Genomic DNA, 5,552 nt, shown 5'->3' on the forward strand with positions numbered 1-5,552 from the left:
ACGGTAATGACACGACTATTTCGTGCTCGCAACCAATTGAAAGACAATTTACAACCAAGTTTACAAAGGGGGATCAACAATGGATGAATTAGAATTACGACGTCGTTTATATGCTGATCCTAATACCAGCGATAAAGACGTACTTAATGCGCTAGAATCAGACCCAGATGCACACGCATTTAGTAAAGAGCTAAAAGCACTCGACAATGATATTGAGCATGCGCTTAATATCCCTGTACCTGAAAACTTAGCTGAGCGTTTAGTGTTAAATCAGTCATTGCATGCATTTCAAACTCAGCGTAAAAAAACACGCATTCATTTAGCATTAGCTGCATCGGTAGCATTTTTATTTGGTGTATCGTTTACTTATTTGAATACAGGCGCACCGCTCAACTTAGAGCAGCATGCACTTGCTCATGTTTACCATGAGCCTAGCTCGCTTACTAATGTAAATCACAACTTTAGTTTACAAGAAGTGAACGCCAAGCTAGCAAGTTTTGGTGGTAATTTTAGCAAATTACCAAACCAAGTAAGCTACCTAACCTTTTGTGATTTTAAAGGGCAAAAAAGTTTGCATTTAGTATTTCAAACAGAGCAAGGCCCGATGACACTGTTTATTGTGCCAAGTAAAAATCAATACCAAACCGAATCCTACTTTTCGGATGAGGCATTTGACGGTGCAACCTACCAAGGTCATAAAGCAAATCTCATTTTGCTCGGTGAAAAGGGACAAGCACTCTCGCCTTATAATGAGAAATTGCAAAATTCACTGCAATGGCGCATTTAATGAAAAAATAAGCAATTGCTCAAACAAAAACAGCAGGTATTAACCTGCTGTTTTTACTTATAGTGTTAAGCACTAACCATAGGTGTAACTTGCCTGTAAGCCAAGCTGAATTCCTAAACCCCAATAAGCCAGCAAGAACAGTGTCCAACCAATCATAAAGGCGATTGAGTATGGGATCATTAACGCGATAAGCGTACCAATGCCAGTATTCTTAACATACTTTTGACAATACACCACCACTAGCGGGAAGTAAGGCATTAACGGCGTGATAATATTCGAGCTTGAATCACCAATACGGTAAGCCGCTTGTGTTAAATCTGGTGAAATACCCAACTGCATTAACATAGGCACAAATATAGGCCCTAGCAACGCCCATTTTGCACTACTTGAACCAACAAACAGGTTTACAAAACCGGTTAAGAAGATAATGCCCACTACAGTCACCGCACTTGGTAATTGCATTGCTTTTAGTACTTCAGCGCCTTCAATTGCAAGTAGCGCCCCCAGATTCGATTGTGAAAATGCAGCAATAAATAGCGCACAGAAAAATGCCATAACTACATAATACGCCATGCCATGCATTGCTTTGGTCATTGCATCAATCATGTCTTTACTTGATTTAAAGGTGCCCACTACAAAACCGTAAACTGCTCCTGGGATCCAGAAAACCAAGAAAATAATCGGCACGATAGATTGCATTAGCGGCGCTTTAAAATCAGTAAGTGAGCCCTCTTTACTGCGAAGTGGAGAGCTTTCCCCCCACGCAGCATAAGCAAGTAGCGCTAGGCCAGCAATCATGACTGCTGACGCAATATAAAAGCCTTTACGCTCGGTGTCATTAATTTGGTCAAAGCTTGGTAAGTCATCAGTGTTACCATCAAGCTCAACCTTGTTTAGGCGCGGCTCGATAATTTTATCGGTAATATACCAGCCCAGAAGCACGATAAATAAACTCGATGCCGAAGTGAAATACCAGTTATTGAGTGGATTAACTTCAATAGTAGGATCAATAATTTGCGCTGCACTTTGCGTGAAACTTTGCAGTAACGGGTCGATACCCGATGGAATAAAGTTGGCACTAAAACCACCACTTACACCGGCAAATGCTGCTGCAATACCTACTAATGGGTGGCGCCCCATGGCATAAAAGATAACACCCGCTAATGGTATTACTAATACATAGCCTGCATCTGTTGCGGTGTGGCTCACTATCGCAATTAAAATTACACAAGGCGTTAATAGCGCCTTTGGTGTGCGTTTTAACATTAATTTTAGGCCAGTGTTAATGTAGCCCGAATGTTCCGCTACACCTACACCAAGCATTGCAACTAGCACCACACCAAGTGGTGCAAAGCCAGTAAATGTTTTAACCATATTTGCCAAAAAGGCTGCAAGACTATCACCAGTAAGTAAGTTATTAACAACTATCGCTTCGCCTGTGCGAGGGTCGATTGCTGAAAAGGTGTAATGTGAAAAAATTGCTGAAAGTACCCAAATCAATAACATTGAGAACAAAAATATCATTGCCGGATCTGGCAATTTATTTCCTACATACTCAATACCATTAAGAAATTTATCTATGGGTTTTACTTTTTGTGTCTGTGCATCAGTGCTACTCGATGACATGGTATTTCCCTAATAGTTATAATTTTTACTAATTTATCATAAACAATACCCCGATAAAGAAAACTTTATTTGTTTTCATCTGCCTTTTATTTTGCATTTAATTTATATATGTGCGGTGCTACTATTCGCACCCTTTAACTAATCGGTTTGTTTTATGCAGGTAATTAAAGAGTTCCATTTTGTTGATGAACTCGCTCTTAACAATCATCAACATATTTTGCGCCCAGCAACCCGTGCTATCGTCACCCAAGGGCGAAATATTTTGCTGCTTCATACCGAACGTTATCGTGATTACTCCCTACCTGGTGGCGGTGTCGATCATGGTGAGAGTTTACAGCAAGCATTAGTGAGAGAGTTACAGGAAGAAACGGGCGCACGTGCGATTGAAAAGATTACACCCTATGGCTTGATCCGTGAATTTCGTCCCAACTACAAACAAGATGGCCAAATTATAGAAATGCTATCTTACTGCTTTACCTGCGAAATTGATGATCAATTTGATCAGCAAAATTTAGAAGATTATGAAATTGCCAATGGCATGACTGTTCATTGGATCGATATAGATAAAGCCATTGCTTACAACAAGCAAACAATGGCTGAGTCAGATAAAAAAGGCATCAGCATTGTGCGCGAAACCTTTTTACTTGAGCATATTGCAGAAAACTTACTTAATCCTTCCTGCGGATAAGAGGGACGTATTAGTGAAGCGCCGCTGTATGCGGCAGCTTGGCACAAATTTCCGCTTCTGCTTCTAAAATTTCCTCTAAACGCGCATCCACTACGGCTTTATCAAAATATTCATACGCCAGTTCGACAAATAAAAATGCGTGCTTTTCTTCTGATTTAGCAATGGTAACGTAAAAGTCTTTTTCTTTGCCTTCTGCAAGCGCTTCAGCAACCAATGAAAAACGCTCATAACCGCGGGCTTCGATTACCGCTGCGACAATTAAACGATCTAGTAAAAATACATCTTTACCTTGGCGAAATAGCGCACGTAAGTCTTTTACATATGTATCTTTGGTGTCTTTGCCTAGAGTAATATCGCGCTCTAACAGAATTTTCACCACTTGTTTAAAGTGGATCATTTCTTCAAGTGCTAAGTCAGTCATTGCACGCACTAGTTTACGGCGGTCTGGATAATGCGACAGCATTGAAAGCGCCATGCCAGACGCTTTTTTCTCAGCGGCAGCGTGGTCTTGTAAAAAGGTATCAAAATCGGCCATTACTGCTTCAGTCCATGAGAATGGCGTTTTGTATTTTAGTTCAAACATACTTGGCTAATTGTCATCAATTCAAATTAGCCGCAGTTTAATGGTCAGCACCAAAGATGTCTATTTTAAATCCGCTTTACCATTGCGTGTTGAGTCGAGTTTTAGTGGGCTTTTGATTTGTTTCCACGCCGTAACTTTGCCATTTACGTTGAGCTGTTCAAAACCGCCTTTCTCTTGTTTACCCAAAAACGAACAAAATTGCTGATAGCTGTTATCATCAGTCAAGTTAAGCACTAAGTGCTCGTTATCGATGCGCTGAAAAAAGTCCATTACCTTGGCTTTATGCGATAAATAACACTGTGTTAAATGCGCATCATCTAACATAGTTTGCTTATTAAGCGGATGAAAAATCTCACCATAACAGCGCTTTAAACTCGGAAAAAAGCCGCCATGCTCGGTAAGAAGCCTATCTGCCATACGCGTTAATAGCACCTTTATTGAAGGCAGCCAATCTGCTAAATCTCGCTCAAGGTAAATAAATTTCGCATTTGGGTAAGCCGCCAAAAGCATTTCATAATCATGAAAAACGGGGGTATCGGCAATAAACTCCGCTTCATCCAAGGTTGAGTGAATATAGGCGGTATGTGCGGTTTTAAAGCCTAATGCTAATGCCGCTGCACACACACTTGTTGTGCCTGTGCGCGGTAAACCAAGCACAAAGATTTTTTGACTACTAATAACACACCTCTTGAGTGGTCTGATGAGTTGCGATAAGCTGAATATTATCGCATGTTCTAAATCAGCTTATTATGCAATTACACACCTTAAATGGACATATACAATCTATCTATTTAGTCGAATATTCAGATAAATTAATGTTACTGGATGGTTGCTGCCGGGCCGATTGCGATTTAGTTGCGCATTTTATTACTACCAAATTAAATCGCCCACTGTCTGATTTAAAACTGATTGTGGTAACCCATATGCACCCAGATCATGCCGGTGGTGCACACAAACTGCGCCGTATGACAGGTGCAAAAATCGCAACATCAAACGCACCCGGTCATTGGTATCAAGGGTTTGATGGCATTATGATGCATATCACCGATATTTTGTTAGCGCGTTGGGTAGCCAGTCGCAAAGGGAAAAAGCAAGGCTTTATGTGGTACCCACGTAAGCTCAAAGCTGATATTTTCTTAGCCGATGGTGTAAGCATTCCAAGCTTTGATGATTGGCAGGTGCATCACAGCCCTGGACATACCGACAGAGATATTTGCTTGCATCACCTACCAAGTAATATGCTTTATGTGGCTGATTTAATGGTTAAAGTTAAAGGTAAATTGATCCCACCTTTTCCTGTTTTTTACCCAAAACGTTATCTTAATTCGCTGTTAATGTTAAAAACATTAAAGCCAGACTCTTTACTATTGGCACATGACGGTAAAATTAAATTTTCCGACATCGACTTTAATTCGCTATTACAAAAAGCACCAAGTATTCCGATGACACATTGGCGCTCCGTTAAAAGTAAATTAAAGCAGGTTTTTAAGAGCCCTAAGGGGTATTAACCACGCAGCCATTATATAAACTCATCCATTGCTCATAACTTAGCGATGATGCTGTTTGACAGGTTTTAGCTTTAATCTCTTTTAATTTACCAGAGACACAACCGGGGCGAAATTCATGGCGCATAGCAAAGCGTTCTACTTCATATTGTTGCATTTCGCTCATATAAGTTACTGGATAACGTTCGCCATTGCATTCAATTTGGTTGCTGCTACGTGGCGCTGTGCTACAGGCACTTATTACTGAAACAACGCTAAACAAACACGCATTTTTAATCAAATTCATTTTATATTCCTTACAGCTTTTCAATAACCGCACCTAGTGTTTCGATGCGCTCACTCATCCCGTGTTATTTATCTGTG

Annotated in this window: 7 protein-coding genes and 1 pseudogene; 4 read left to right on the plus strand and 4 right to left on the minus strand. The window is 40.4% G+C overall.

Annotated elements, in window-relative coordinates:
- Nucleotides 1–87: pseudogene (locus ABYD77_RS17265) on the plus strand (RNA polymerase subunit sigma); the annotation flags it as partial.
- Complete coding sequence (locus ABYD77_RS17270; RefSeq protein ID WP_372771331.1) at nucleotides 80–787, plus strand: DUF3379 domain-containing protein; 708 nt, start codon at nucleotides 80–82, stop codon at nucleotides 785–787. The pseudogene ABYD77_RS17265 and the gene ABYD77_RS17270, both read left to right, overlap by 8 nt.
- A gap of 72 nt (nucleotides 788–859) precedes the next feature.
- Here the strand turns inward: ABYD77_RS17270 and ABYD77_RS17275 are convergent, their stop codons facing one another.
- On the minus strand, nucleotides 860–2,413 hold the full coding sequence (locus ABYD77_RS17275; RefSeq protein WP_372771332.1) for an AbgT family transporter: 1,554 nt from the start codon (nucleotides 2,411–2,413) through the stop codon (nucleotides 860–862).
- A gap of 154 nt (nucleotides 2,414–2,567) precedes the next feature.
- Between ABYD77_RS17275 and ABYD77_RS17280 the strand changes: the two genes are divergently transcribed.
- Entirely contained in the window at nucleotides 2,568–3,101 is a 534-nt protein-coding gene (locus ABYD77_RS17280) for an NUDIX hydrolase (protein ID WP_372771333.1), read from the plus strand.
- A gap of 10 nt (nucleotides 3,102–3,111) precedes the next feature.
- Here ABYD77_RS17280 and ABYD77_RS17285 read toward each other — a convergent pair whose 3' ends face one another.
- Nucleotides 3,112–3,684: a tRNA-(ms[2]io[6]A)-hydroxylase gene (locus ABYD77_RS17285; protein WP_372771334.1), complete on the minus strand. Its 573-nt coding sequence runs from the start codon at nucleotides 3,682–3,684 to the stop codon at nucleotides 3,112–3,114.
- A gap of 60 nt (nucleotides 3,685–3,744) precedes the next feature.
- The gene (locus ABYD77_RS17290) at nucleotides 3,745–4,341 is read right to left on the minus strand and encodes a sulfotransferase family protein (RefSeq protein ID WP_372771335.1); all 597 of its coding nucleotides are present in this window, start codon (nucleotides 4,339–4,341) and stop codon (nucleotides 3,745–3,747) included.
- A gap of 92 nt (nucleotides 4,342–4,433) precedes the next feature.
- On the opposite strand from ABYD77_RS17290, the gene ABYD77_RS17295 reads away from it, so the two are divergent.
- On the plus strand, nucleotides 4,434–5,192 hold the full coding sequence (locus ABYD77_RS17295) for an MBL fold metallo-hydrolase (protein ID WP_372771336.1): 759 nt from the start codon (nucleotides 4,434–4,436) through the stop codon (nucleotides 5,190–5,192).
- Here ABYD77_RS17295 and ABYD77_RS17300 read toward each other — a convergent pair.
- Complete coding sequence (locus tag ABYD77_RS17300) at nucleotides 5,179–5,475, minus strand: hypothetical protein (RefSeq protein WP_372771337.1); 297 nt, start codon at nucleotides 5,473–5,475, stop codon at nucleotides 5,179–5,181. The two genes, ABYD77_RS17295 and ABYD77_RS17300, sit on opposite strands and share 14 nt — an antisense overlap.
- Nucleotides 5,476–5,552: the final 77 nt, after the last annotated feature.

Origin of the sequence: Pseudoalteromonas sp., from assembly GCF_041629635.1 — a bacterium.
Taxonomy (GTDB): domain Bacteria; phylum Pseudomonadota; class Gammaproteobacteria; order Enterobacterales; family Alteromonadaceae; genus Pseudoalteromonas.

Bases quoted from the DNA above. Each gene is read 5' to 3' on its own strand.
- ABYD77_RS17270 (WP_372771331.1), top strand. From the start codon at position 80: ATGGATGAATTAGAATTACGACGTCGTTTATATGCTGATCCTAATACC.
- ABYD77_RS17275 (WP_372771332.1), bottom strand. From the start codon at position 2,413: ATGTCATCGAGTAGCACTGATGCACAGACACAAAAAGTAAAACCCATA.
- ABYD77_RS17280 (WP_372771333.1), top strand. From the start codon at position 2,568: ATGCAGGTAATTAAAGAGTTCCATTTTGTTGATGAACTCGCTCTTAAC.
- ABYD77_RS17285 (WP_372771334.1), bottom strand. From the start codon at position 3,684: ATGTTTGAACTAAAATACAAAACGCCATTCTCATGGACTGAAGCAGTA.
- ABYD77_RS17295 (WP_372771336.1), top strand. From the start codon at position 4,434: ATGCAATTACACACCTTAAATGGACATATACAATCTATCTATTTAGTC.
- ABYD77_RS17300 (WP_372771337.1), bottom strand. From the start codon at position 5,475: ATGAATTTGATTAAAAATGCGTGTTTGTTTAGCGTTGTTTCAGTAATA.